The 26,974-nt window shown below is 54.6% G+C and carries 21 protein-coding genes and 1 pseudogene; 16 read left to right on the top strand and 6 right to left on the bottom strand.

The window, feature by feature from the left end; all coding sequences use genetic code 11:
• Positions 1 to 30 precede the first annotated feature (30 nt).
• Both R3C20_11645 and R3C20_11640 read right to left on the bottom strand, forming a co-directional pair.
• Entirely contained in the window at positions 31 to 3,174 is a 3,144-nt protein-coding gene (locus tag R3C20_11645) for a tetratricopeptide repeat-containing serine/threonine-protein kinase (protein ID MEZ6041153.1), read from the bottom strand.
• Positions 3,171 to 3,761, bottom strand: a complete 591-nt coding sequence (locus tag R3C20_11640) for an ECF-type sigma factor (GenBank protein MEZ6041152.1) — start codon at positions 3,759 to 3,761, stop codon at positions 3,171 to 3,173. Before R3C20_11640 ends, R3C20_11645 begins: the two co-directional genes overlap by 4 nt.
• A 291-nt stretch (positions 3,762 to 4,052) precedes the next feature.
• Here R3C20_11640 and R3C20_11635 point away from each other — a divergent pair, with 291 nt between their 5' ends.
• From R3C20_11635 to R3C20_11615, 5 genes are all read left to right on the top strand, one after another.
• Positions 4,053 to 4,469, top strand: coding sequence for a hypothetical protein (locus R3C20_11635; protein MEZ6041151.1), 417 nt, complete (start codon positions 4,053 to 4,055; stop codon positions 4,467 to 4,469).
• 1,076 nt (positions 4,470 to 5,545) lie between these two features.
• The gene (locus R3C20_11630) at positions 5,546 to 7,444 is read left to right on the top strand and encodes a PDZ domain-containing protein (GenBank protein ID MEZ6041150.1); all 1,899 of its coding nucleotides are present in this window, start codon (positions 5,546 to 5,548) and stop codon (positions 7,442 to 7,444) included.
• A gap of 347 nt (positions 7,445 to 7,791) precedes the next feature.
• Positions 7,792 to 9,684: a hypothetical protein gene (locus tag R3C20_11625; protein MEZ6041149.1), complete on the top strand. Its 1,893-nt coding sequence runs from the start codon at positions 7,792 to 7,794 to the stop codon at positions 9,682 to 9,684.
• Positions 9,685 to 10,460: 776 nt separating this feature from the next.
• A complete protein-coding gene (gene tadA / locus R3C20_11620; protein ID MEZ6041148.1) occupies positions 10,461 to 10,952 on the top strand; it encodes a tRNA adenosine(34) deaminase TadA in 492 nt (163 codons plus the stop codon).
• A gap of 471 nt (positions 10,953 to 11,423) precedes the next feature.
• The gene (locus R3C20_11615) at positions 11,424 to 12,662 is read left to right on the top strand and encodes a hypothetical protein (GenBank protein ID MEZ6041147.1); all 1,239 of its coding nucleotides are present in this window, start codon (positions 11,424 to 11,426) and stop codon (positions 12,660 to 12,662) included.
• Between the two features lie 447 nt (positions 12,663 to 13,109).
• Here R3C20_11615 and R3C20_11610 read toward each other — a convergent pair whose 3' ends face one another.
• Both R3C20_11610 and R3C20_11605 read right to left on the bottom strand, forming a co-directional pair.
• Entirely contained in the window at positions 13,110 to 13,868 is a 759-nt protein-coding gene (locus R3C20_11610) for a hypothetical protein (GenBank protein ID MEZ6041146.1), read from the bottom strand.
• A gap of 207 nt (positions 13,869 to 14,075) precedes the next feature.
• Positions 14,076 to 15,785, bottom strand: coding sequence for a hypothetical protein (locus R3C20_11605; GenBank protein MEZ6041145.1), 1,710 nt, complete (start codon positions 15,783 to 15,785; stop codon positions 14,076 to 14,078).
• A 466-nt stretch (positions 15,786 to 16,251) separates the two neighbouring features.
• On the opposite strand from R3C20_11605, the gene argF reads away from it, so the two are divergent.
• From argF to R3C20_11580, 5 genes are all read left to right on the top strand, one after another.
• Positions 16,252 to 17,166 (top strand): ornithine carbamoyltransferase, encoded by a 915-nt coding sequence (gene argF, locus R3C20_11600; protein ID MEZ6041144.1) that lies wholly within the window; start codon positions 16,252 to 16,254, stop codon positions 17,164 to 17,166.
• A gap of 77 nt (positions 17,167 to 17,243) precedes the next feature.
• Positions 17,244 to 17,972 carry a ribonuclease PH gene (gene rph / locus R3C20_11595; GenBank protein MEZ6041143.1) on the top strand — a complete coding sequence of 243 codons (729 nt, stop codon included), beginning with the start codon at positions 17,244 to 17,246 and terminating at the stop codon, positions 17,970 to 17,972.
• Positions 17,973 to 18,022: 50 nt separating this feature from the next.
• The gene (locus tag R3C20_11590; GenBank protein ID MEZ6041142.1) at positions 18,023 to 20,080 is read left to right on the top strand and encodes a POT family MFS transporter; all 2,058 of its coding nucleotides are present in this window, start codon (positions 18,023 to 18,025) and stop codon (positions 20,078 to 20,080) included.
• 68 nt (positions 20,081 to 20,148) lie between these two features.
• Positions 20,149 to 20,910, top strand: a complete 762-nt coding sequence (locus R3C20_11585; protein MEZ6041141.1) for a HisA/HisF-related TIM barrel protein — start codon at positions 20,149 to 20,151, stop codon at positions 20,908 to 20,910.
• An 8-nt stretch (positions 20,911 to 20,918) separates the two neighbouring features.
• Positions 20,919 to 21,713 carry a DUF455 family protein gene (locus R3C20_11580; protein ID MEZ6041140.1) on the top strand — a complete coding sequence of 265 codons (795 nt, stop codon included), beginning with the start codon at positions 20,919 to 20,921 and terminating at the stop codon, positions 21,711 to 21,713.
• A gap of 102 nt (positions 21,714 to 21,815) precedes the next feature.
• Here R3C20_11580 and R3C20_11575 read toward each other — a convergent pair whose 3' ends face one another.
• Positions 21,816 to 22,979 carry a serine hydrolase domain-containing protein gene (locus tag R3C20_11575; GenBank protein MEZ6041139.1) on the bottom strand — a complete coding sequence of 388 codons (1,164 nt, stop codon included), beginning with the start codon at positions 22,977 to 22,979 and terminating at the stop codon, positions 21,816 to 21,818.
• 95 nt (positions 22,980 to 23,074) lie between these two features.
• Positions 23,075 to 23,725 carry a LysE family translocator gene (locus R3C20_11570; GenBank protein ID MEZ6041138.1) on the bottom strand — a complete coding sequence of 217 codons (651 nt, stop codon included), beginning with the start codon at positions 23,723 to 23,725 and terminating at the stop codon, positions 23,075 to 23,077.
• An 86-nt stretch (positions 23,726 to 23,811) separates the two neighbouring features.
• Between R3C20_11570 and R3C20_11565 the strand changes: the two genes are divergently transcribed.
• The 6 genes and pseudogenes from R3C20_11565 to R3C20_11540 all read left to right on the top strand — a co-directional run bounded on the left by R3C20_11565 (position 23,812) and on the right by R3C20_11540 (position 26,969).
• Positions 23,812 to 24,681: an NAD(P)-dependent methylenetetrahydromethanopterin dehydrogenase gene (locus tag R3C20_11565; GenBank protein MEZ6041137.1), complete on the top strand. Its 870-nt coding sequence runs from the start codon at positions 23,812 to 23,814 to the stop codon at positions 24,679 to 24,681.
• A 465-nt stretch (positions 24,682 to 25,146) separates the two neighbouring features.
• A pseudogene (locus tag R3C20_11560) lies at positions 25,147 to 25,302 on the top strand (CsbD family protein).
• 263 nt (positions 25,303 to 25,565) lie between these two features.
• Positions 25,566 to 26,036 carry a hypothetical protein gene (locus tag R3C20_11555; protein MEZ6041136.1) on the top strand — a complete coding sequence of 157 codons (471 nt, stop codon included), beginning with the start codon at positions 25,566 to 25,568 and terminating at the stop codon, positions 26,034 to 26,036.
• The gene (locus tag R3C20_11550) at positions 26,029 to 26,241 is read left to right on the top strand and encodes a hypothetical protein (GenBank protein ID MEZ6041135.1); all 213 of its coding nucleotides are present in this window, start codon (positions 26,029 to 26,031) and stop codon (positions 26,239 to 26,241) included. The genes R3C20_11555 and R3C20_11550 overlap by 8 nt, the downstream gene beginning before the upstream one ends.
• 7 nt (positions 26,242 to 26,248) lie before the next feature.
• Positions 26,249 to 26,674 carry a phage holin family protein gene (locus R3C20_11545; protein ID MEZ6041134.1) on the top strand — a complete coding sequence of 142 codons (426 nt, stop codon included), beginning with the start codon at positions 26,249 to 26,251 and terminating at the stop codon, positions 26,672 to 26,674.
• A gap of 91 nt (positions 26,675 to 26,765) precedes the next feature.
• A complete protein-coding gene (locus R3C20_11540) occupies positions 26,766 to 26,969 on the top strand; it encodes a hypothetical protein (GenBank protein MEZ6041133.1) in 204 nt (67 codons plus the stop codon).
• The last annotated feature ends 5 nt before the right edge of the window (positions 26,970 to 26,974 follow it).

The following is a 26,974-nucleotide window of genomic DNA, read 5'->3' as shown; positions in this document are numbered from 1 at the left end:
AGGTCAGGTTAGACGGATTAAAATTGACGGTTACTCGGTCGCGTCTGCCAGCGTATCCGAAACGCCCCTTTCACTTTTCAGCGACGAGAGGCGATTACGTGTTTCCTGAATACGGATGTCGTCCAATGGCAATTGCATTTCCCGGATCGAAAGACATTCTTCCCATGCATCCACTGCCGCGTCAGTCGATCCCTGTCGCTGCAACAGGAACGCGAGAGAACTGAGCCTGTCAGCGAGCCGGGGATGGTCTGCAGGTCGAACCATTCGTTCCAGCCTGACGGCGTGACTGTTCATTCGTACGGCGTTGTCAAAATCATTGTTGTGGGCGAAAACCACAGCGATGCGTTCGGCCCAGACAGGATGTTCGAGTGGGTGCTCGATCGCTTTTGCCGCGTCGTACGATTCCGCTTCCAGCCGAACCGCTTCGGATTCCCGTCCGGCCTGCTTCAGCGCCAGTGCGTAGACATGGGCGTACCATGCTGTTTGCTCCAGAACAAAAGTCCGCCGCTGGTCCCAGACGAATTCGATATGCTTCAGGGCATCAGTCGCCTGGTTGGCGACCAGATCACAAAATGCCAGGCCATGGTGTATTTCCATCAGCGAAGCGGTGTCCGGCCTATGATATCGAAGAGCATCATTATAGAGCTGCCTCGCCTCATCAAAACGATTTGCTCGACTGAATTCGAAGGCCAGCTTCAATCGAATGGGCAGCAACTTCCGGTGCGAGGTACAGATTTGATCGGCCTGTTGCAGGACATCCTGAATTACTGGCAGGGCTCGTTTATAGACTCCGCGTTCGTAAAGCAGCCCCGCAAAATCTGCGCGGACAAAAATTGCAATCGGATGGCTGTCAGACAGGTGCCGGTCCACGATCTCGATAACAGATTCGTATTCCAGGATGGCATCGTCCAGCTCGCCGTTGCGCCGATGGAGAGTTGCACCGGCGAAGAGGTGTGCACCTTTCCTGAGCCAGTCCTGTTGACCGGGCAGCGACAGAAGTTCACGGAGCGGCTGCTCTGATTCGGTCCCGGAGAAGGCCATCGCAAGTCCCACCTGTGAAGCCTGCACGAGAGTCGAATCCGCGGGAAGCCATTTTGTCCGAATCTCAAGCGAACGCTGAAAATGGGCGGCAGCGTTTTCACCTTCTCCTCGATCTGCCTTAAGCTTGCCGAGCTGAAACTCTATGTCCGCAATCGCCAGCTGCAAGTCCCTGAAGTGGATAGAGCGTTCATCAGCAATCTCCGTCTCGCGAATGGCCCTTTGGTAAAGATCCTCTGCCTGATCCCACCGGGACTGGTCGTGTGCAAGTCGACCCAGGTAAAACCAGTGATGAACAGCTTCAGGGCTGACGCTCGTGTCTCCGGATCCCGGGCCACCGACAGACAATTGATCTCTGATCTGCCCTGAGCGGGAGAATGCCGTCTCGGCTTTTGCGAACTGTCCGATCGACCGATACGCATTCCCGATCACGTCCAGAACGTGCGCCCTGGCCGCAGGCTGGCTCATCAGTTCCACATCGATTCGCGCGGCAGCGGCATCGATGACTGCGGAGAGCGTCGTCTGTTCGTGAGACGGCTGACCGAAACCCTGGCCATCCAGCAGCGCCTGCAGTGGGTCAGCATCCTGAAAGACGGTCTCAATGAACCTTAGAGATTCGCGGTTTGCCACGATTTGCTGGCGAGCGGTTTCGGCATTGTTCTGGGCAGAAATTCTCGCTTTGGTTTCTGCATCTCTGGCTGCGGATACATCTTTCAGGGCCGCAGCAAGCTCCCGTTTTGCCTGCTCAGCATCAACGCGCAGATGGTGTTCCCGATTCCAGCCTTCTTTCAGCACCGCTGCAGCGATCAGCGACACGGCAATTGTGATGCAGCCCAGGGTGGCGACACTCGCCGCAGCGGCCGCCAGCCGTCGATTGCGAGCGGCCCATTTTTGCAGGCGTTTCAAACTGCCCGGTGGCTTCGAATGGATTGGCATCCCATCCAGATAGCGAGTCAGTTCGTCGCGGAGGTCCGCCATCGAACGGAATCGGTCTTCAGGTCGTTTTTCGAGACACTTGCAACAGATCGTTTCAAGCTCTTCCGGGACCGAAGGATTCAGCAACCGCGGACGAACGGGGTCGACGCTGGACAGTTGGTAGAGCACACGATCTGTTGATCCGCGAAACGGCAGTTCGCCCGTGAGCATCTCGTACAACACAACGCCCAGAGCGTATACGTCCAGCGTTGGAGCCGCGTCACACCTGGAGACACTGACCTGTTCCGGAGCCATATATGCGGGTGTGCCCATCAGCATCCCGCTGGCGGTGAGTGATGCGTCGGCATCACACCAGTCTTTTGCCAGTCCAAAGTCAACAATCTGAATCCTGCCCGCCAGATCAAACAAGATATTCTGAGGCTTTAGATCGCGATGAATGACCCCGAGTCCGTGAGCATAGGCAAGTGCGTCTGCGATCGATCGAAGGTGGACTGCAATCTGTCGATGACTTTGCTTCTCTGTGCGCATCACACGGGAGAGGGACGGGCCGTCGACATATTCCATCAGGAGAAAACAGGTGTCGTGATGGTCGTTTAATTCCAGAATGCGGACAATTCCCGGATGATCGAGCCGGGAGGCCGCGCGTGCTTCGCGGAGGAATCTCGCATGACTTGTTGCATTCGGAATATGGGGGAACTTGATCGCGACGGTGCGGTTCAGCTTTCGGTCGCGAACCTTCCATACTTTCCCGTAGGTTCCGGCACCCAGCTGTTCGATGGGATCAAATCGCTCGCCGAAAAGAGTCTTCAATCGCGTTGTCTCGCTCTGCGATTCAACAGATGGAGGCTCCAGGGTGAAGGAGTCGCTGATCGAAAGATCTTCCGCAGCGACGTTCAATGAGTCAAAATCCTCGGTCCGACGCAATGCCATGGCCGAATCGCAAAGCTCATCTGCGATCCGCTGCAATTCTTCCCTGACGATATCCCGAAGATCCAGGTCAGCTTCCGCAACATAAGTCTCGATGTAACGATCATTGCAGGAAATTGTCTGGCTGTCTGTGGGCGAAACCTGATAGAGAGACTCAGCCGAATCCGATGGAACATCGCGAGCATCCCTTTCGAAGCGGTCGCAAATGCTTTCAATCTGCAGCAACTGCTGGCGGGTCAGGTGGCGATCTTCGCCTGAACCGGTACGGGTCATTCCTGGCTCCACATCATGCGTATCGTTCGCAACTTGCGTTCAACAGAAGAGCGGCTGCAGTCAACCCGCTCCGCGATTTCCTGATTCGTGAATCCTTCCATTTTCATTAACGCGATTCGTTGCAGGTCATCGTGCTCCAGACGTTCCAGCAGGGAAGCAATCTCGTCGGCACAGGCAATGGCGGTTTGCGGATCGGGTTCCCGACTCAGAAGCGTCTCAAGAGTGGTGTCACCACCAACGTCATTCGCGTGACCAGACTGTATCCTTGAGATGTCGCGTTTTCCGCGATGGTCAAACTGATGTTTGTCGGCGATCTTCCTCAGGGTAATTGTCAGCAGGACACGCCAGAGGCTTTCCCGCCCGGTCAATTGTTCGAAGCGACCATTCCTCAACCCGATACAGAAGCTTTTCATCGCGCTGATGACGATGTCTTCTTCGTCCGACATCGCACGCGACGTATGCCGGAGTCGCTGGCGTGTCAGGGCCAGCAACTGGCTGAAATACTGATCCCACAGTCGACAGGCTGCTGCATCGTCACCATCACGCAGTTGCCCCAACCATGAGATCATCGCCGACTGATTATTCATTTCCTGCCTCTCGCTGCGTGGCCCGCCGCGGACTGGTTCCTTCCTGAGGTTTGTCATGCTAGTCGAATGACCGCATTCGTCGATACGAAACCTTTTCAGATTTCGCGAAGAATCTTCGGGCGAAGTGAAGGACGAATCCATGTTTCACGGATTGTCTGTTGACGGAGATGGTCCGGGGCACTTTTACCTCTCAGAAAACACACCTGAGATGGCTGCGATGAAGGTGCGCTTCGGACCATGGACAGGGAAGTTCACGCCATGGCGTGACGTCAAACGATTCGGGAGTTATCGATGTCAGCAAAGTTCAGGTTGAGTGTTTGTATGTTGGTGATGTCGGCCATGTGCGCCGGCACCGTTTCAGCCGGAGGAAGAACGGCCTTTCGGCAAGTCAGGTACTTCAATGGATCCTATCTGATGGGAGTCAGTTCTGTTGAAGAATACGACTACTATGTCGATCTCTACCCCGGCGTGGAAGATGCACTGCCAACGTTCGTGTTTTACCCAAACGGCACCGTTTCAATGGGTACAGAAACAGCCACCTACACGAAGACCAGCAACACAATCACCATTAACTACGTTCCGCCACCAGGCGGGTACTTTACGACGGTGCAGTATGTGCTTCACCGGGACTCAACCACGGACTACTGGGGTGAAATCCTCTTTGATGGATACCTCTTCGGAATCATGGTGGGGCAGTTGACCAACTGATCACTGCAGCCACCAGGTCCGGTAGAGCGTATCACCGGGTGAAGCTAACCGTTCAGCTGAGCTGAAGTGAAAGACGGGGAGCAGCGCAATGCGTCTGTTTCGTATGACTGCGGCCCACCGCCGGACGACATGCGTCTGTTCCCCGCTTTCTTGCCGTGCGCTGACGCTGCTCATGGAAAATGAAGACGCTATCAAGAACCGAAGTTGCCAACCTCCCGGCAGCCGTCGCAGAACAAGAACACAGTAGGCGACGCCAGAGAGCACAACAGCCTAACCTAACAGCCTGTTGAAAACGGAACTGGCTCGAGCAGGAGACCTGAAAACACGACGGTTTCCAGTCGTCCTGCGTACCTGTCTACCTGACCCGTTTTTTTGAACGGACAGCCAAGCCATTCATCGCCGCAGAGGTCAGCCTTCTGCGTTTTGCTTCGCCAGGTTTGGCCGGGCAAACATGGGATTTGCCAAGCACTGGTGAGTGTCTTCGCGTTGCCCTGAGCTTCAGTCCCGGGAAGCGCCGATTCTGGCCCTGCAGAATGATGATTGCACTGGAACAAAGACCACATTGGGAAGTGTGTTTCTGGCAGAAAAAGATGGCCTTTCTTCCCGACTTGTGTTTGTATTCAGTCGTGAAACCTCATCTCTCGTCTGAGGCTTGGTTTGACAGGCCAGTGTTCATCGCCTCTTCTTCACGGAAGAGAGTTGCTCTGGGATGGCCGTGGCACTCACGGCTGTCATGCGAAAACTCATCACGATCCTCAAGACGCCCGTTCGTACGGATCAGCTCTGGGAAGATCCTTCACCACCTGTTGGTGACTACGAGCTTGTCTGAGCCCCGTTTGCTGATCCCGAGCTGTGCAGCGCCCCATCCACACAAAAACGGCGAATTCGAAATACAAATCTCCAATCCGAAACTTGATCTCCGTTAACACCGTCGCCGTCCCGATTTTTCAACGGACAGCTGGACCAGGCCGTCGCTGACCCCGAAAACCTCGCTGACGGATGACTGGCATTATGTTATCACTCAGCGTTTGACGTGATCCAGCTCTTGTATGCGGTCTCTCCACGATTGAAACAACATGATTCGAGTCCTTTTTTACTCTGCCGTTTCGTTTCTGCTGACCTCATTGTCATGTTCAGCCGAACAAAAGCGAGCTCTGGAGTACACCGTATCGTTCGAGCACCGGGCGGCGCATTACGCTGAAATTCAGATGGTCGTTCCAACGCCAGCCACCGGAACCATTGAACTCATGATGCCGACATGGACACCCGGATCGTACCTGATTCGGGAGTACGCACGTCATGTGGACCATCTGCATGCGACCAGCGATGGAAAAGCACCGTTGTCTATTCAAAAGACTTCCAAGAATCGCTGGCTGGTCGAGTGCCCGATTGGGAAAGATGTCAGAATCACTTATCAACTCTATTGCCACGAGATGTCTGTGCGAACCAATTGGGTGGATCGGGACATGGCCGTTTTGAACGGCGCGGCCACCTTCCTGACCGTCGCCGGCGCCGAATCAACCCCCCATCGAATTCACTTCGATGTTCCGGAAGACTGGTCTCGCTCAATGACGTCTCTTGTGGCAGTGGAGGGTCGCGATCATACCTACGTGGCGGAGAATCTTGATGAGCTGATTGATTCGCCGGTGCTGTGCGGGAACCCGGTCGTGCAGGATTTTAACGCCGGTGGCGTACCGCATGTTCTGGCGACAATTGGCGACAGTTCGTTGTGGGACACGGCCAAAGCGGCTGCGGACGTTCAGCAAATTGTTGCCCGGCAGCAGGCATTCTGGGGAGTCGTTCCGTATTCGCGGTTTAAATTCCTGAATGTGATTTCCGAAACCGGTGGTGGACTGGAACACGATAACTCAACGCTGGTTATGACCAGTCGATGGAATTATCGCAACAAGGAAAAGTACGAAGACTGGCTGAGTCTTGTCAGCCATGAATTCTTCCACACGTGGAATGTTCGGCGTCTGCGACCAGTCGAGCTGACTCAATACGATTATGAAACGGAGAACAATACCCGCAGTCTTTGGGTGGCCGAAGGGCTGACCAGTTATTACGAAGATCTGATGCTGGTGCGGGCCGGGCTGATTGACCAGTCGGCCTACCTGAAACGACTGTCAAAAAGCATTGAGAAACTTCAGACAAACCCAGGGCGCAATGTGCAGTCTTTGTCTGAATCCAGTTTTGATTCCTGGATCAAGTTCTATCGACCTGATGAGAACAGTTCGAACAGTCGCGTCAGCTACTATGTCAAGGGCTGTGTGGTTGGCTTCCTGCTGGATGCACGCATTCGTGAACTCACGAATGATGCGCGCAGTCTGGACGATGCCATGCGATTGCTGTACCAGCGGCACTCCGGCCCGAAGGGTTATTCGAACAGTGACTTTGCCGCGATCTTGAGCGAAGTTGCGGGCACGGACATGAATGCCTGGCTGGCTCAGCACGTCGAAACAACCGATGAACTGGACTACCAGCCCGCGCTGAACTGGCTGGGGCTCCGGTTTGCGGAATCGAAATCCGAAGCGACTGTTGCTGAAACCAAGGCGGCCACTGCGCCGACAAACGAGGCCGCCCGGGAAGTAAAGCCTGCTGAGACAGACGAGACCCCGAATGACAAACGGGAGGAACCCAGAGCATGGATTGGAATCCAGACATCAGATGGATCGGCGTCGGTCATCATTACCGGCGTGACGCACGATTCACCGGCCCACGAGGCGGGGCTGAATGTGGATGATGAAATTCTGGCTTTCAATCGATATCGAGTGAACTCCAGAACCTGGCGGGATCAACTGACGCAACTTGGTATCGGCGAGACGATTGACGTGCTGATCGCCCGCCGCGGCGAAATCCGGACGATCGAAGTCAAACCGGTGACCGAACCCAAAGAAAAATGGAACCTGAAACCTGTCACTGAGCCGTCCGATGAAGTAAAGGCCCGACTTGCGAAATGGTTGTCTTCCCAGTGAGGTTTTCTTCCCAGTGATATCTCACCATTGATATGGATCGGCACTGCGCCAAACCACTGCAATCGCTTCATTCGTACGCGACCAGGGCCGTTGTCACTTGTCACTTGTCACTTGTCACTTGTCACTTGTCACTTGTCACTGTGAGCGAAATCCCGACACGTGTCGCTCAGGAACTAAATTCTGAAGCGTTACAAAAAAGCCAGACAAAGTTTCCTGCCCTCTCTGTCATGATCGTGGCTCGTCTCTTCAATTGATGACACGATATTTTACGAACGATCGCTTCACCGGAACCCTGTCTTTCTTCCGGTGAATCCCCTCACCTCCTGTCTATTCCGGGGAGTTTGATCATGTCAGAAGATTCTGCCGCTACCCCTGCGCCAAGTTCTGGTCCTGCTGCGGGCGCTGTCGACGCTCAATTGTCGCCTCCCATTGCGCTTCCCCCGGAGGCAACTTCCGATGAAATGGAATCCGGCTCGACAGTCCGGGCTGCTGTTCCGGCATCCGATGGTATTCTCAAGTTGCTCTACACCCATAACCCGTTTTATCTGATCAGTGCATGCCTTTTTGTTTATGGGCTCAAGAAACTGTTTCGGCAGGGTGATCAAAGCATTCTTTTCGGGCAGGGTTCTGTCGCCTACATGGAACCGTGGGGGCTGGCATTGAGCCTTGCTGCTGTAACTGTCCTGATGACGATTACGGCGATCGTCATTGTTCGTGTCGGCAAAGTCTGGGAAGACGCGCGTTCGATTGTCCTGATCGTGCTGATGATGTTCCTCGCCATTTCCATCAGCTTCGATGAACTAATCACTGTGCGATCAGACCGCGACAACGGCCATTCATTTGAAAGCGTCGTCGCACTGATACTGATGAGTTATGGATTCTGTGTAGTGCTTTCGGAATTGCTGATTCGTGGGCAGCGGGTTCGACTTTCCCGGTCATGGCGTCTGCCGCTCTATGGATTTCTTGGCCTGTTCTTCTGCTATCCGCTTGGCCTGCTTCCCGAAGTCATGGGATTCACCAACGAAAAAGTGCGATGGTTGATCGCCGCATTTCCGTCCGCAGCCTCCGTCCTCGCACTGACACTGATTCCTGCCATCCGTTCTGGCTCTTCAAGTGTTGCAGAAAACGGTACCCCCTGGCGATGGCCATGGTTTCCATGGACACCATTCGTTCTGGTCGCTGGTACCGTTTGTTTCCGAAGCTATTCGCTGACCATCTCGTTCGATGTGCCGGTCACAATGAAGCACTTCTGGGATACCACTTTTGGCTTGTACCAGCTGGTTCCATTCCTGCTCGCTGTCCAGCTGCTGTTGCTGGAAATCAGTATTGTTGAAAAACGCAGGAAACTTCAATGGTGCCTGATGCTGACGGCATCTTTGTTACTTCTTCCTGCGCACCCGCTCATTGTGCCGTGGCACGGGCTCCCTGCGTATCGGGGCTTTCTTGAAAATCTGACAATGACGGCAGCATCGCCCCTGTACTTAACGATCCTTGCTCTCGGTGGTTTCTATGCGATTGCCTGGTGGCGAGGCCTTCGGTTTGCGGAATTCGGATTTTTCGCCATGACATCCCTGGCGACGATCGTTCCTGCCAGAGTGTCAATGCCTCAGCTGGCATCGATCAACTGGCTTCCGAACCAGATCTGGCCCATCGTCTTAAACGCAGCAGTTCTGCTTTACATCAGCCTTCACACTCGCCGTTCAATCCTGGCCGCCATTTCACTGGTTTGCATCGCATGGGCCAGTCATGGATATCTTGTTTCGTCAGTTCAATCATTCGGGCTGCTCCCCCGCATGGTCCCGCTGATTACGATGCACGTGGTGCTCCTCGGGCTGATGGGTATCTGCCTGTCTTATCGAGACCGTTTCGCTGAATTTCTGCGTGAGGTGACTGCGGCCGCGACTTCGCTGGGCATGCTGGTGACCGTGGTACAGTTGACTCGATTCCACGCAGGAGTCGCCGTTTCGATCTTCTACGCAGTCGCCGTCACTGCTACTCTGTTTGCCGCAGGTCGACTGATGAACAACAAGCTTTTCTTCTGGACGGCGGCCGCCCATTGTCTTGGCGGAATATTGCTGGCGACCGGTTATGGTAGCTGGCTCTTTGTACGTTCCGATCTGCCTGCCGGTATCAAATCGGTGGCCCTTGCCGGCCTGAGTTTTCTGGTGGCCATCGCAATCAGTGCGGGCAAGTCCGGGATGCTGCAACACTGCTTTCGCAAAAAACAGACGGAGACCTGAAAGGATTCGCCGTATTCATTCGGGCTTGTTTTCAGGAACTTGCCGAATTCTTTGAACCCTTTTGTCCAGAGAATCGTCTTACTGGCAACCACATGATTCAGATGACGGCCTTCGGGCTGATCATCCAGAGGCGCTGCACGAAATCCGGCTTGCGTGCAGCGCCTTCTTTCGTTTTTGCACCAGAAACGGCGGTCCTGATCTCGAGATCAGACAGCAAAGAAAACAGCGGACGATGCCGGAACAGAACACGTTGGCGGAGCCGCAGCGAGACACAGACATTCGTGTATGACGCGCGCATGAAAAAAGGCCGATCGGATCTGGTTGATGCCGATGGCCTTTTTCTGAAGAGCGACCACAAAGGCGGATCGCTCTGTCTCTCATTCTCTCTCCAGGTTCGTTTCTCAGGCGAACCTTCTCTCTCTTCAACTCGGCCGCTTTCTCAAGGCTGCCGATAGCGGGCTCAAGGGATCTCATCTCCGAGCCCGTGTCTCTCTCTCGCCGGAACTATTAAGCAACCTCGATGCCAAAAACTCTTTTTTGACCGCGGCAATCGTCGACCGATCAGAGAAGACCCGACGCAAATTCATTTGTGCAAAGCATTTAGCAATCCAGGAACAGGCTGGCACGTTTTTGAAATGTTCTCACGGGCTTCCATCAAACCCGCGCAATTTGAATTTCTTACAACGATCTCCCGTTGCAATTCTTACAAAGTCAGTACGCTTCCGGGCTGTCCCGATCTGTATTTCAGGACCATTCTTTTCTGGAGAGTCGTATCAGTGACAGGCCTTCTTCCGATCAACCCATTAGCGCCACATGAGTACTGGATGAAGAAAGCACTGGACCAGGCGGTCATGGCGTTTGATCAGGATGAAGTTCCGGTTGGTGCAGTGATTGTTCATCAGGAACGAGTGATTGCGGAAGCTTACAACCAGCGCGAAATGCTGAACGATCCCACGGCGCATGCGGAGATGATTGCGATCACTCAGGCTGCAGAAGTACTGGGGTCATGGCGATTACTGGACTGCACGCTTTATGTCACGCTTGAACCCTGCCCCATGTGCGCGGGGGCCATTGTGCAGTCCCGAATTCCGTATGTTGTTTTTGGAACCAGTGATCCCAAAGCCGGGGCCTGCCATTCTCTGTTTCAGATTACATCGGACGTCCGACTCAACCACCAGTCAGCTGTTCTGGGTGGCGTGATGATGGAAGACTGTCGCGCGATTTTGCAGGAGTTCTTCCGGCAACAGCGAGCCATGGGCAAGAAATAAGTCGGTTTTCTGCCGACAGATTACGACCAGGACCGTATTTGAACCGGCATGAACAGCATCGTTTTGATGCCAGCGGCAGAATGTGCCGAAAGAGCCATGCAAATCTGTCGTCCGGAAGTCCATTTCGATTTGGTCGTCGAAGAATCCGGTTTCAAACTTTAACAGGTCTTGACCCATTTCTTCGGTTTGGATTACATCACCGCCTCACGCGAGTGATCGGTCGGCAAAATGAGCCGCTTGGTTGCTCTTCCAAACACCTTTCTGCTGTTCAGGCGGGACGTCTGGTCCGGTGATCTCCGGACGAATTGTTCAGCCAAACCTACCTTTCATCATCCTTTGATGGATCTCAGATTCTCGCCATCGCACGGCGACACTGAACCAGCAAAGGACCGGTCTTCTCACCCGCTCGCGCTAAACAGGCACGGACTGTCTGACTGCGCGCTTGTGACACCTTCTTCAGGGAAGAAGCTCATGCTGTCCAGAAGAATCTCGTTAGCCACAAGTGTGGCCATGGCCCTGGTTGTTGGCAGCAGTTCGACTGCTGTCGGTCAGTACTATCCTGGAAGCGGTTGTTCAAGTTGTGGAACTGCCGCACCAGCTCCGGTGTCTTACGCACCTGCTCCCGTTTCTTATGGTGCAGCGTCGTGCACACCGATTCAACCGGTAATGCAGACTTGCTACCAGACGGTGCCGGTCACGACCTACACTCGTGAAAAGCAAACAGTCGAGCGTCCTTATTACGAAACATCGTACGAAGAGCGCGAAGTAACCGTGATGCGACCTGTCACACAACAACGCGAAGTTGAAGTGCCGACAGTGTCGTACCAGAACGTAACCGAGTATCGCACGGTGAATCGTGATGCCGGTCGCTGGGTCACACGATATCAACCCATCATGCGATGTTCGCCCTGCCAGGTTGATCCTCGCCCCGGCGTGATTGGGTGGCTGAATCGAACCGGCTACTCAATGCAGACCGCGTTCATGCCTAACTACACCACATCGCGAGAATACGTTCCGAACATGATGGCATGCACCGTGCCGGTCACTCGCCAGGTTGCCGTTCAGGGGACTCGCCGCGTCACAGTCAGCGAAACGAAGATGGTCGCTGAAAAGAAAGTCGAACGGGTTCCTGTGCAGAAGCTCGCTTACCGCAAGGAAGAAGTGACCGTCATGCGGCCGCAGACGGCTTATCGCACCGTGCCCATTGGCACTTCCGTCGCCTATGGTGGTGGATACGGTCCCGTCACAGCTTATTCGCCCTACTACGGTGGCGCGATGACAGCCTTCGGTGGAACCATCATCGAGGAAGCACCCAGAACCGCCCTTGGACCGAAGCCGGATACTATTGGTGGAGGATCCAGCTCGACTCGAACCACAGAGAATGTTCCATTTCCGGAAGACCCTCGTTCCAGCGACAGCAGCTTTAAGCGAACAGAGGACCCGATTCGTGGATCCTCCCTCGAACGTCCATTTCCAGGGGATGACCCGGCTACGGAAACCAACAACGAACTACCGCTCTTTCCATCGGCTCAACTGCAGCGGAAGCCAGTCAACACCGTCGGCTTCGAACGTAAGCAGGAAGCAACCTCTGCTCGCACGGCTTCAGCCACTGGCTGGCGTCGAACGAACGTTGCTCGTGCCTACAACGAGAGCCGCCTTTCGGATCGACGTTCCAGCGACCCGAAGCTTTCTCTGGCAGACAACAAGTAGTCCGAACACTGTTACGCGGGCAGCTCCCCGCTGCTCAAAAACCGCATCGACTTTCCTCTGAGACAACCGGCACTTCATCAATTCCTGTCTCCCTTGAAGTGCCTCTTCATCCTTTCCCCCTCTCTTCCCACCTGTCTCTTTCTCCCTTCCCCTGGTTAATTGATGCGTCCCCTCGCGGCACCGGTATCACACCGGTGCCCATTTTCGTTTCGGGCCTGTAATATTTGCCTGTAATATTTACCTGTGATATTTACCTGTGATATTCATCTGGCCGTGATATCCGGCGTCTGTGATACACCACCACATTCCGGTCAGGCTCGTCAGACTGTGCCCGGGAGTGACGTTCGCTGTCCGTTGAAAAACCGGGACGGTACGCAGGACGACTGGACACCATCGTGTTTTCAGGTCTCCTGCTCAAGCCAGTCCGTTTCTCAACTGGCTGTTAGGTTAGTCCAGGAGTGACAATTGCCTTGGACCCGAGGACGCTGGTGGGTCCTTCCGGTGAAAATGGTCGAATTCCGGTGGCAGCAAGTCCAGCAGTTCCTCGACACTCAGCGAATGCAGATCCCAGGTCAGGTCAAGCTGGCTGAGGATGTCAGCAAAACGTTTCGGGCTGCCGGGTGTTTTTGCGGTCAATCCCGTGCGATTTTTTCCGGTTGCATGATTGTAGTACAGCCGAGTCGCGGCTCCGACAACCGCCCTGCAGGTCACCAGAGAGGGCTTGGCTGCGATTGTTGTCACCAGCGGACCAGGCTGACTGAGCGAACCACAAAGCAGCGACAGCGCGCGGCGGGGGTTATCGCGATGGGCCCAGTAGATTTGAAAGGGGCCTGCGAGAAAGTGCCGACATGCCTTCCGAGGATTCTCCAGCTCAACAATCCATCGAGCCTGTTCACCAGGCTGGCGCTGATCATGAACGTGCGGACAAAGTTCATCAAACCAGCAAAGTGAAAGCCAGTTCCAGAATCCGGCATCGTTTCTGAGCGTAGCAGAATCCCCTCGCAGGATTCTTGCCAGATGCTCACCCACTTCAAACCTCGAGTGAAACCGCCGTGGCTCGGCATCCACTTCCACATCCAGCGGAGTTGAATGACCGGGGTCGGTCAAGAGTTCTTTGGGAGGATCAACATTTGCGTCCTCTCGGATCAGACTCAGGAAGGTCGCAAATTGTTCTGTGCCGGATGGATTCAAACGACGGACGAGCATAATCGGAATCGATCGAGTGAAAGTGCCACCCCCCAGTCAGTCGGGCCGGAAGGAATTCCACCAGAAGGTCCGGGGGGTCCGGTTCGGAAGATTCACAGAAATGCCAGCTCATTCCGCTGAAAGAGAACTGCTGAATGAACGCGACCAGCTGGAGCATTATCGCTTTCTCCAGCTGGTCGGTGAATTCGGTGCACCATCAGGGACTGTTTAGTAGTTCCAGTTGATACCGATGTTAAACGTATTCTGGTAGAAGGTATGTCTCTCAGGCCGGGCTGTTGGCGTGATTCCAAAAATCGGGCTTGAGGTCCAGTTCACAGATTCCTGGGGGTCTGCAACTTCACCAATGGCGACGAACGTCCATCCCAGATTCAGTTTCGCATCATCCAGCTGCCACATGTCTTTCAGCACAGGCACATTTCGAAACAGTGGGATGTCTGCATTGAATGTCTGTTCAAACATCGGAGAGATGTGAGTGCTTCGGCGAGTATCGCGGAAGGCGTTCAGGGTCGGCCCGTTGGCAATATTCGTATCGAACATGTCAGTCGCGATGTTGGCACCAGTGATCGGGTCAGGTGTGACTTCGACGCCGATGAAATCTCCGATGTTATCACCGGACACGGTAATGGTTTCGTTATTCGCAAAGGCACCAAGCCGTGTTGCACCACTGATTCGAACACCACTCCGGTCGCCCACTTCGTACTGCATACCAATCTGAGGACCAGCAAGATGTGTTCTTACATCGGCATTCAGATGGGAGTATGCAACCAGACCATCGACACCGATCGGGGCGACAAACGTCGTCGCTGCTTCTTCGTCAGGGTTGTCCGGAATACCGTCGCCGTCTTCGTCCACGCCGTTCTTCACGGGAAACACCTTACCTGTTATCGGAGTATCGTTGTCGCCGTTTCCAGCGTAACTCAACAGCGTCGAAGCTCCTCGAAACCCAAAGCCTTCATCAATGTAGGTGTAGCGAGCTCCCACAATGGGTCGAACAGTCAAGCCGCGACGATCCAGGATCGGTGCAAAAGCCCAGTCGCCATCGGCGTACAGAGTTTGCAGGCGATGTTCCACAAGATACTGCAGGTCAAACGGTACCGTTGAACCCTGCTGCGGTGAGAGGTTGTTAAAGCCGTACTGGATGGGCAGCCCGTACAGATTCATGACAGTGCGATCAAGGATGTCGAAGGTTGTCCCGAACGACGGAGCTCTCGCAAAAATCTGATTACCAGCCGTATCAAAAACAGTGCCCGGAGCCAGCAGGTAGGTTTCTGTAATAAACAGATCATCAAGGCCGTTCAGATTGAATCCCGATCGGTCTTCTCTGAAACCGGTTCGGTTCATTCGCAGGGTGTCCGCAAGGGCAACTCGTTTTGCCTGTTCTGCAGCCCTGGCGTTGAAGGTACCGGTTCGCTCCGCCATCCATCCGGCTCGAAACATGAAACCGGAGCCGTCAATGTTGTCAAAACCACCGCTCAATCGAATACCGCTGTTCGTAAGCTGCGGGATGATGCTGGCCGGGGCGGCATCGAAATACGGATAGAAGGAGTCATCAGTCACGACACCGTCATTCTCCGGGTCGTTTTGCTGCAGGTAGGTCTGAACATTGTCAGCCCCAATGTATCCGGCCAGCTTTCTGGTCTTTGTTCGCGTGTAGTCAACGTTGAAGGACCACTTTCGCGGGTGGTTGAACGGGCCGAAACCATTTGTCTGGTTTCGAAACCACATTCCGTTGCTGTTGTAAGTCTGATCGAACATATGGTCGAAAGGCGAAATTCCGGGACTCGGCCGAAACTGCGACGGTGCAACTCCGCTGGAGCCGGGTGAGCCGTTGAAGTACGCCGGCCCGACTGATGGACTCGGCATACCGTATTGAGCCTGCGCTGAAAGGCTCGTCAACAGCATTACCATTACAGGCACAGCAGAAGTAAGTAGGTGCCGAATCCGCATTGATCCATCCTTCAGAAGCCGTCGAGGCTCTTGCGACAGTGGCTTTCCACGTCCGGATGCACATTTGAACCCGTCGATACACATCGACAGACTCCGCGCACCATGACGGTCTTGTCGGTAGTATCGGTCTGGCAATTTGGGAATCTGTAGCGATTATTCCTTTCGCTCTGGTTTTTTGGGCTGTGTCGACAGCGACCAGCGAGGGATTCGCAGGCCATTTAACCTCCAGCCATCGCCCGACTATGCCCAAAACTGGCCCTCACGGACGCTTCGGCGATTTTTGCCGGTGTTGGGGGATGGTGGCGGGATACGAATTTTTTGAACACCGGACTTAACCTCAGCAGGGAAAGTTGAGACACTTCGCCCCTTCAATACGTCTCCGGCTGAGTCGTTCCTGACAGGGACCGCTCAGTCGTTTTTGTTTTTCGGGATGTCCATGAAACACCTCATCTCTCTATTTGACCTGACACCAGGACAGCTGTTTGAAATCCTGGACCGAGCGACAGAGCTGAAGAGCCTTTACCAGAAAGGCGAACGTCCGCAACTGCTTCCCGGGCGGGTCCTGGCTCAGTTGTTCGAAAAACCATCACTGCGAACGCGGAACAGTTTTGAAGCTGCGATGGCAAATCTGGGTGGCACAGGCATCTTTATGACAACGGCCGAAGCCGGACTGAATGGCCGAGAGTCGCTTTCGGACGTCGCTCGAGTCCTGAGTTCTTTCAGCGATATCATCACGATGCGGACATTCTCGCATCAGTTGATTGTTGATTTTGCTCGCCATTCCAACTGCCCTGTCGTCAATGGTCTTTCGGACGATCGACATCCCTGTCAGGCTCTGACCGACCTGCTGACGATTCGTGAGACCTTCGGTACCCTGCGTGACCAGCACCTGGTTTTCGTGGGTGATGGAAACAACGTTTCGATGTCTCTGGCAATTGCTGCAGCAATGAGCGGCATGAGGATGACGCTGGCTGCTCCCAGAGGCTTTGAATTCCCCGCGGAATTCATGAAGGTGCTGACCGACCACTATCCGAATCATCAGACGGCAGTCACGCATGACCCCATCACTCCGGTCTCTTCTGCGACCGTTGTCTATACGGACGTCTGGGCCAGCATGGGGCAGGAAGATGAAGCAGAACGTCGAAAGAAGGCTTTCGCAACATTTCAGGTCAACCAGGAACTGATGCGTCACGCTCCGAAGGACGTGAAGTTTATGCACGATCTTCCGGCAAAACGCGGACTGGAAGTGACGGATGAAGTGATGGATGCGGACTACAGCATTGTTTTTCGGCAGGCCGAAAACCGAATGCATCTGGCACGAGGATTGTTTGCCTGGCTGCTCAAAAAATAGTCAGGTTCCACTTGCCGCAAGGTGGCAATTGAGCCAAAACACAAAGCCTGCCTCGTTTCTTCACTGAGCCTGAGTCTATGCCACGTCACGACAATCGACAGACTAACCAGCTTCGTCCCTTCAATATTCGCCGGGGATTCACAAAGTCTTCTGCTGGAAGTGTGTTGATCGAATGCGGTCAGACCATGGTGCTGTGCACGGCCAGTGTCGAAAACAACCTGCCCCCGTGGCGTCGACCCAGAACAGAAAACGACCCAATCCTGGGCTGGGTAACCGCTGAATACAACATGCTGCCAGGCAGCACCGCACCGCGGAAACAGAGGGACCGTAAATCGGTCGATGGGCGAACAACAGAAATTCAGCGGTTGATCGGGCGCAGTCTGAGGGCCGTCGTCGATTTCGAAGCCCTTGGCGCGAACAGTATTGTCATCGATTGCGATGTATTGCAGGCGGATGGCGGCACACGAACGACAAGCATCACCGGTGGCTTCATTGCTCTTTGCGAAGCTGTGCGTCAGCTTCCTTCAGATCGACCCATCTTAAAAGACAATGTCGCGGCCATCAGTACTGGTGTGGTGAATGGCCAACCTGTACTGGACCTGGATTACATCGAAGACAGCACCGCCGAAGTCGACATGAATGTTGTGATGACGGGTGGCGGTAAGTTCATCGAAGTGCAGGGCACCGCCGAAGGCGAACCCTTTGACTATGAAATACTGCAGGCCCAACTGGGTTTGGCAACAGACGGGATCCGGCAGTTAACGGCTCTCCAGAAACAGGCACTCGGAGCAGACTGGCCCTTTTAATTCGCAATGCTGAAATCAGCAGCTGTCATCGTTATTGAAAGCGTTTTTGAATGTCCAGCAACTACCTCAGCGTCCCCGAAGAAACAACAGGACTGCCACGCGGCGTCAAATACATCATCGGGAACGAGGCAGCCGAACGATTTAGTTTCTATGGGATGCGGACCATCCTGGTTGTCTTCATGACCAGGTATCTTCACCTGATGTCCGAAAATCAAACCGGGCCCGAAATGACCGGTGCGGCTGCCAACGAGGTCTACCACAACTTTGTTGCGGCGACTTATTTCTTCCCGGTCTTCGGCTCACTTCTGTCCGACATCTTTGTTGGCAAGTACCGCACGATTCTCTGGCTTTCAATCGTCTACTGCATCGGTCATCTTGCCCTGGCGTTAATGGGCGGACCAGGAATGACGCCATCCGGCTGGTTACTGGCGGGCTTGTTCCTGATCGCATTCGGCAGCGGGGGCATCAAGCCATGTGTCTCTGCACATGTCGGTGATCAGTTTGGAAGGAAAAACAGCCATTTGATGACCAAGGTCTTCCAGTGGTTCTACTTTTCCATCAATTTCGGATCGACTGTTTCGACAGCCCTGACGCCCGTACTGCTCAAATGGTACGGCCCCCACGTTGCCTTTGGTGTGCCCGGAGTGCTGATGGCACTGGCAACACTTCTGTTCTGGATGGGGCGGCATGTCTTCATCCATGTCCCCCCCGGCGGCATGAATTTCTTCAAAGAAACGTTCAGCAAAGAAGGCATCATGGCGGTGCTGAAGCTGACCATTATTTATGCCTTCGTGGCAGTCTTTTGGGGAATGTTTGATCAGACCGGCTCATCCTGGGTCCTTCAGGCCGAAAACATGGATCGAAACTTCCTCGGTGTTGAATGGCTCGAATCTCAGATTCAGGTCGTCAATCCGATCCTCGTCATGGCACTGATTCCCTTGTTCCAGTTTGTGATTTACCCGGCTGTGGACAAGGTCTTCAAACTGACACCGATCCGTAAAATCTCGATCGGATTGTTTCTGACAGCCACCAGCTTTCTCCTGATCACGATGGCTCAGCGTCTAATCGATCAGGGAGAAACGCCCTCGATTGCATGGCAACTCTGGGCCTACCTGGTGCTTACCAGCGCAGAAATCATGATTTCAATCACCGGCCTGGAGTTCTCTTACACTCAGGCGCCAAAAACCATGAAATCGGTCGTGATGGCCGTTTGGCTCTTTTCCGTTTCGGCAGGCAACTTGTTTACAGGTTGGGTCAACCATTCGATCCAGACACCCGGTGTGAACCAGATCGCGTCAGAGGTTTCTTCACTGGATGTGTCCAGCGATACCACTCTGGGCAATTGGAAGTTGTCGGTGGCCGAAACGGCCATTGAAGGCAGCGACAAACCCGGCAAAGCCATCAACGTCTTTGGAGTCGACGGGAAAGCCGGGACCGAAGATGACATACAGCTGAGTTTTGATGACTACGGCCGCATGACCTCTGTCAGCACCACAGACAACACTGTTCTGACCACGGCAGCCGATCGGATTCAGGAAGCCTTCATGAACTCAGCAGCAGATGATGAAGGCCGCGCCCTGCCATCGGACAGCGAAGGACAAAAAATCATCGACGAACTCCGGGACTCCTTCGGCGGTGCCCTCAAATATCAGCAAATTACGAGGAATCAATTCCGCATCGCGACAGCAGGTGCAGATAAAACACCCCAGACACAATGGGACGTCGTCCTTGTGGGCGCGGTCAGTCGAGCCAGCACGGGATCCACAGAAGCGCCGGCAGAATATGACTGGCTGGAGAAACGCATCATCGAAGTCAAGGGACCAGAGGGCCGCGATGAAGTTGAGAAGGCCCGCGGAAACAACGCAAAAACCGTCGTCGACTACGACATTACAGTTGGTGGGCAGGACAAGCTTGAAGGTGCTGCTTACTTCGACTTCTGGACAAAAGCAGCGTTTTACGCCGCGATTCTTTTCATCCCCGTTGGCTATTTCTACAAAGAAAAGTCATACATCCAGGACAATTCATCCGAACCGACAGTCCCTGAACCGACAGCAAATGCCTCCGATTCGGGCGATCATTCGAGACCAGACGAACCTGCCAGTTCATAGTTCCTGATTCACTCAGAGCCTGAAACCGGCCATTACCGATTGATTTGAACACTTGTGGACTCAATGTTATGCACGTCATTCCGGTGATTGATATCAAGGACGGTCAGGCCGTCCATGCAGTCGGTGGCCTTCGTGAGTTCTACCGCCCGGTGCAAAGCGCGATCACAGACAGCAGTGACCCCGTTCGAATTCTAACCGTGATGAAACGGCGATTCGGCATCGAACGATGCTACATCGCCGACATCGACGCGCTGGAAGGAGGCCCGGTCAATGTCGATCTGCTGATCAAGCTTCGCCAGGTGGGAGCTTCCATTCTGGTGGACGTTGGGGTTCGAACAACGGATGACGTTGGTCGACTGCTGGAACTTCAGCCGGATCACATCATCCTTGGTTCTGAAACCGTCGAAGACATCGACCTGCTTCGACAGATCATCGACACATACGGGTCAGAGCGATTCATTTTTAGTATTGATCTGAAAGCCGGCCATCTGGTCACAAGGAACTCATCCTGGCGGGATGTTTCGCCCACTCAGCTTGGCCTGATGGTCGCTGAAACAGGAATCGACCAGTTCATTCTGCTGGATCTGTCGGCCGTGGGGACAGGACGAGGCCTTTCGACACTGGACTCCTGCCGTGAACTGCGGCGGCAACTGCCCGACGCTCAGATTACTGCCGGTGGTGGAGTTCGAACTACCACACACCTGATGCAACTGGAAGAAGCGGGGGCCAATAGCGCGCTCGTCGCAACCGCCATCCACAGCGGCTCGATGACGGCTCAGGACCTCCGACAATTCCGCGATTCCTCCGCATCCAGTCGGAATGCAGGCTAGTGGAATTTATGGAACTGCGCACATTCGCGGAACAAGTCCTGTTGACGGAAACACTGGCCGAAAAAATCACCCGGATCACAGAGCCGCTCTCGGATGTATGTCCCGGCGAACCTCACCGCGTTGAAAAACCGACCCGGCCCCCGAACCTCCAGTTCGGAAAACGCCGAACAGCCCCGCCAATGCCCAAGGCAGCGGCCCTGATCGATCCGGCAAAGCGAGCCATCGCCCACCACATCATGGCAAATCACGAACTCCAGGCGCTGGAGGTGATGGCGATGATCCTGCTCGCCTTCCCCGATGCTCCTTCCGAATTCCGTATGGGAATGGCTCACGTGATGTTTGATGAGCAGCGTCACACTCGCATGCACGTCCAGCGTTGTGAGGAACTGGGGATCCAGTTCGGAGACTACCCCGTGAACGCGTGGATCTGGCAGAAAGCTCAGGAATACACCAGTATCATGGAGTACTGCGCTGGTTTGCCACTGGTCTTCGAAGGCGCTAACCTGGATCACAGTGTTGAATTTGAACAGTATTTCGTGGCGGCTGGCGACCGCCGAAGCGCGGCCATCATGAGGGCCATCCATAAGGATGAAATTCGCCACGTGGAATTCGGCCTGCACTGGTTGCGACAGCTCAAACCGCCGGGACAATCCGACTGGGACGCCTGGAGAGCCAGTCTTCGCTGGCCCATTCGTCCATCAAAAGCACGCGGAACATTGTTCCAGCGGGACGCCAGGAGGCAGGCCGGACTATCTGACGAGTTCATCGATTTGTTAGAAGCCGCCAGCGATGACGACGACTGACCACTGTTTTCCAACGGGTTAAGAAACCGCTTCCGATCCCTGCTGCCGCCGCAATGGTTGAGCCAAAGACGGTTGAGCCAAAGACAGTCCGTCCAGTTGCCTTTACAGAGCTGCTGCGATGTGATTGGAGGCCAATTGTCTTGGATGTTCTCCGTTGGGCAGTGCCCGCGCAGGAAGAGTTGTCAGCACGACGCAGATCAGGTCTCGATGAGGATCCGCCCAGGCAATTGTTCCGGTCGATCCTGTGTGTCCGAACGTCTCCCCGGAACATCTCTCGCAGTGGGATTCCATCGCCACATCAAATGCCAGCCCTCGCGACTCCAGACCCGCAGGATTGTGGTTGCGGACCATCATGCGGGCGGTCTCAGGCTTCAGAACACGGCCGTCAGGAGCCAGAAATGAACCCAGATACAATCCGACATCTTTTGCGGATGCGTGCAGGCCGCCCCAGGGTGCTCCCAGACTTCGCCAGAAATCACTGTTCCAGTCCCACTTCTTCGCGTCTGGCGCCCCCGCGCCAGATTCAACGGCGCCGAACTCGGTCTGACACTGCATCATCTGATCATCGCGAAGCCGGCCCTTACCCAACGCCGAATTCTGCATACCCAGGGGTGCAATCACTGTTTCGTTCACAAGGCGTCTGATATCAAGACCGGACAGCCGCTGTGCAATTTCAGCCGCAAGAAGAATGCCCATGCTTGAGTACTCGTACCTTGTGCCTGGTTCAAATCCAACATCCACCTTCATCGCACCGGCGACAAAGTCGGAGAGCTTTGCATGACTTGCCCGAAGCTGCGCATTGTTGGGCAGCTGATCCGGCAACCCGGAGACATGCGTCAGCAGATGACGAACTGTGATCCGGCTTCGATCGCCGCCCACAAATTCAGGCAGATGTTTCTGTACCGGATCGTCCAGTTGAAATAACTCCTGATCGTACAATCGCATCAGCGCGGTTAATGCAATCGGCTTCGAGATTGACCCGAGCAGGTAAGAAGCATCCTCGGACTTCGCCGCACCAAAATGCCCCTGAAACTGCTGATCCTTCTGTTGCACAAACAGACTTGCGGCCCGTACCTGCTTCTTTTCCACGGACATCGCCAGCACATCAAGGGCCCTGGAAACCTGCTTCTCCAGATCGGTCGAGTCAAAAGCCATCACGTGTGTTCCTTTCAGGAGCGTCGCCAAACCGCTTGCGGTCATCAGCCGCGTAATCGAGCCGATGGCGGTTCTTCGACTGTGAAGATGCGTGAAATGTGGTGATCGCATGCCTCGCCTTTCTGTCCTCATCGAATGTGGGGTGGTTCCTTTCGGACGCCCGCACAATCAAAGTTCCCGTAATGTGTTTCGGCTGACGGCAAAAATCAGGACGGCCCCTGTTCACATGCCAGAAGAATGCCGAGGACTATCATGACAAAACCTGCGCCCCGCTGGAACCAGGTCTGAAACCATTGTGATTGATCTGCGCGCGAAGCGCTGGCGGAAGAAATGAAAACCAACGTGCCAAGAATGGCACTGGCAATCAAGAGATGGACGCAACCCAGCAGAAAAATCTGGCTTCGCAGCTGACCACTCGAAACATCCACAAACTGCGGCATCAGCGCCAGCATCAACACCGGCACCTTTGGGTTCAGCAGATTCACAAGACAGCCATCCTTCCATGTCTGCCACAGAGAACCAGATCGCATTTTCGGCTTGGAGTCGGCAGGCAGGCGGGTTTGTCGAAGCAACTTTATTCCCAGCCAGATCAGCCAGGCAGCTCCCGCCATCTTCAGCAACATCCATCCCGTCGCAGATTGCTTTACCAGCAGTGCGAGCCCCATTGATGTTGCAGTGGCATGACACAGGATGCCCGTTCCGTTTCCGGCCACGGCAACCAGCCCATGGCGGATTCCGAATGAAACAGTCGTCGAAATCACGTACAGCCAACTTGGGCCTGGCGAAACCGAAATGCAAAAGCTGGCCAGAGCGAATCCCAGAATTGCGGCAGTATCCGGCACAGCAGGTTCAATCACGCAGATGGGTGTGAGGAACGAATCAGAACGGTAAACTGCCGGATCAAAGCGTATCTCATCACGAAAAGGAATCCATAGGCTCAATCATGAACAAGATTCTCGTTCAGCTCGATACCGACCATCATCCAGCCGTCTTTGACCGGGTTGTCGCTGTTGACTCGGATGTCGAACAGCTCTTCAGCTACGGTAGCGTGACGTGCGAGAACGTGACAGGCCTCATCCATGGCACCATGTTCACCCGGGGACCTGCAGACCTGAAGAATACGGCGATCTTTGTCGGTGGTAGTCAGGTTGCCGATGCCGAACGGTTGATGAAAAAAGTGCAGTCGATCTTCTTCGGACCGATGCGAGTCTCGGTGATGATGGATTCGAATGGCTGCAACACGACAGCGGCAGCGGCAATCGCTTCGGCGAAGAAGCACATTCCACTTGCTGATGCTTCAGCAGTTGTTCTTGGAGCAACCGGGCCGGTCGGGCTGAGAGTTGCAGAACTCCTCGCCATGGAGAAAGCTCACGTAACAATCGTCTCCCGCACAATGGATCGAGCTCAGGCAGCCTGCAACGCAATCCTTCAGCGCTTACCAAATGCTCGTCTGACACCAGCGGTCGCAGTTTCGCACGATGAATTCGAACAGGTGTCTCAGAACAAGAACCTTCTTGTAGCAGCCGGAGCAGCCGGGACGTGCTTCCTGCCGGAAGGTGCTCTGCAGCGGCTGTCTGTCCTGCAGGTCGCTATTGATCTGAATGCCGTCCCTCCAGTTGGAATCGCTGACGTCGGCGTCACAGACAAGGCCACGGATCACTCGGGCGTTATTTGCTACGGAGCTCTCGGTGTCGGCGGCCTGAAAATGAAAGTCCATAAAAGAGCGGTCCGACAACTGTTTGAGTCAAATGATCAGGTTCTGGATACCTATTCCATCTACACACTTGCGTTGCAGGTTGCTGGCCTGACATGACGAGCCGTTGAAGACCAATCGGACAGCAACCCGAAACGTGAATGAAGCAGGTTCCGACCGCCATTCACGATCCCTGCCTGATGCATCAGGTTCCTTTCTTCAGGGACTGCTGAATCCGCCGCAGGGTCACGGGCATGCCTGAGTCATCGTGCTTTGGTCGTCGTAATACAATCGGCGTGCCAAAGCCCCGGGGTGGATCTTTCAACTCCAGGACCGGGACGACAAATCTCTGAATTTGCGTTGTAACCGAACGCTTTTGCCGAACTGTCGGGCATACCAGGTTTTCGAACGATGGAGGACCAGCGCGGTCGTTCACACCCCGATCGTTCCCATTCCTCATCCCCAGAACGCCGTGGTTTCTGCGGCGAAACGACTTTGGCACAGTTGCTGCATTCGAAGTCTGGCAGTCACACCGCAAAGGTGTGAATTCACCTCTTATGCTCAGACAGATGGAGAAACACAATGATCAGCCAACAGGAATTACGCGGACACTGGAACATCATCAAGGGTGCGATGAAGGAAAAATGGGGCAAGCTGACAGACGACGATCTTGCTGCTGTACAGGGAAGTTTTGACCGTCTGGTCGGCATCGTTCAGAAGCGAACGGGTGAATCAAAGGAAAGCATCGAAGCGTTTGTCGAAGCCACGATTGATGATGGAGCCTCGATGCTTCACTCGGCTGCCGAAAGACTGCGTTCAAATGCAGCCTGCCTCAACGAAGCAGCGAATGAACAATACGACGCAGCCCAGGCGGCGGTAATGGACGGCCTGACTTCAGCGAAAGAGACCATCAAGCGGCGGCCCGGCGAATCCATCGCGGTCTGCTTCGGCGCCGGACTGATCGCCGGCGCGGTGCTGGGTCTGACGCTGGGAAATAGACGGTCATGAAAAACTCGCCGCTGTTAGAAACAGACTCCGACGGCGACGCCATCTGCCAGAAGATGTCCGCGATTCGGCGTGAAATCAATCGTGACCTGAGCGGCATTGTCAGGCAGGCTCAGGAGGTCACCGACTGGCGATGCCTCGTAGCCAGGGCGCCCATTCTCAGCGCGTCTTTATCTGCTTTCGCCGGGTACCTTACAGTTCCATCGGTCGGTCGGAAGGATGCAGGAACCGATTCCGGGGATACCCACAAAGCATCCGCAAAGGCATCGGGATCGGCGACGCCGGAAACCGGTCCTGCAGGCACTGTTCTTCGTTCGATTTCTTCGATGCTGATCCGATCCGTGGTTGCCCACGGCATTCAGTACGTCGCTTCACAGATGGCATCAAAGTCCGGTGGCAGTTACCCGAAGCAGAGCAAGCATGCTTCAGGTCGCCCCTGCCGTTCAACAGGAACCGAGAACAATGATTAACCGAATCAAGCACCGGATACCGCAGAGCGATGGAGAAAGCCTGGATGGCTCCCTGCCAACGCGCTCGCTGCATCCGAGTCAGGAGCTTCTCGAAGCCGCAAGCCTGAAGGTCCGGCAGACCGCGCGAAACTATCCCATGGCGGTACTGATCGCAGGAGCCGCTCTTGGCATCTGTATGGGCTTCTTCATGAAGCGAAGGAGGTGACAACGCCATGGACAGCATCGCTCCACAGTCGAATGCAGACCACGACACGAAATCCCGCCCGGGCATTCGAAACCTTGTTCACGACAGCATTACGCTCCTGGAATTACAGGGGCAGCTCTTGAAGCACGACTGGATGCTGGTACGCACAGGTACCGTCTTGCCCCTGCTTGGCATCATCCTTGGACTTATTCTGGGGTTATCCTGTCTGCCACTGTTGTTATTCGGTCTTGCCTCAGGCCTGTCGGCGTGGCAGGCCTGGCCCATGTGGTTCTCTGCTTTCGTCGTCGCACTGGCCGTCGGTCTTGTCCCTGCCTCCACAATGGCAATCTTCGGGTACAGGGCACTCCACGGAAAACTGCAGCCTCTGTCACGCTCCATAGCCGAACTCAATCGCAATGTTCTGTGGCTGAAGAAGCGTTTGACGGGCAACTGATACGCTCAGAGCACCTGATGCCTGATGATTGGCAGCCAAACCGGATCCATTGTTATCCCGGAAATTGTTATCCCGGAAAAGGAAAACGAACATGAACGTAAACGCCAATGCCTCAACCAAACCTTTCGGTAGTACTCAAGCCAATACACGTCGTGCCGTTCGAACAAACGAACTGCGCCCGGCAAATGATCTGATGTGCTATCTGCGCAGGTACGCTGGTCAGAAACCCGATGTCGCCGCACTTTGGTGTCTTGGCATCGGCATCATCGTCGGTTGGAAAATCAAGCCCTGGTAGGCGAG

The organism is Planctomycetaceae bacterium (assembly GCA_041398825.1).
GTDB lineage: Bacteria > Planctomycetota > Planctomycetia > Planctomycetales > Planctomycetaceae > F1-80-MAGs062.
This window is presented reverse-complemented; position numbering and strand designations above follow the sequence as displayed.